Source organism: Phytoactinopolyspora endophytica (assembly GCF_004138495.1).
GTDB classification, from domain to species: domain Bacteria; phylum Actinomycetota; class Actinomycetes; order Jiangellales; family Jiangellaceae; genus Phytoactinopolyspora; species Phytoactinopolyspora endophytica.
The window spans coordinates 37,780-38,283 of sequence record NZ_ML142860.1; the positions used below are offsets into that span (position 1 = coordinate 37,780).

Below are 504 nucleotides of genomic sequence, written 5' to 3' on the forward strand. Positions count from 1 at the left end.
GATAAAGCGTGTCGAGTACGACGAGCTTGGCGCTGTGCCGCTCGGCGGCGGCAAGGACGGACTCCGCGATCCCCGGCAGGAGGTCGACCTGCAGATGGTAGGCGACGTTGACCGCGTGGTAGATGACGGTAGCGCCGTCGGTCGCCGCGATCGCGGCCTCGGAGGTGGACAGGTCGGCTTTGTGGGTCTCGACGCCGTCAGGGGCGCCGTTGATCGGGCTGCGGGCGACGTGCCGGACACGAAGGCCGCGGCCGGCGAGCTCGGCGGCGATGGACGTGCCGGCCGGTCCGGCTCCGAGGACGACGTGCAGGTCGGTGTTGGTGCTGGTCATGATTATTCTCCTGTGCTCGATGAGGTTTGTGCGGTGAACGCCGCCGATCGCTGTGGCTATCACTCCAGCGATCGGCGGCGACGACCGGGCCGGAACGTCAGTTCCAGGCGCCGAGCATGATGACGGCGGCGAGTATCAGGACCGTCAGGGTGATCCACCACGCGATGCGCTCG

General features: G+C 68.1%; 1 pseudogene. It reads right to left on the minus strand.

From position 1 onward, the window contains the following. Window positions 1-331, minus strand: a pseudogene (locus ELR45_RS38610) (epimerase); the annotation flags it as partial. Between the last annotated feature and the right edge of the window lie 173 nt (window positions 332-504).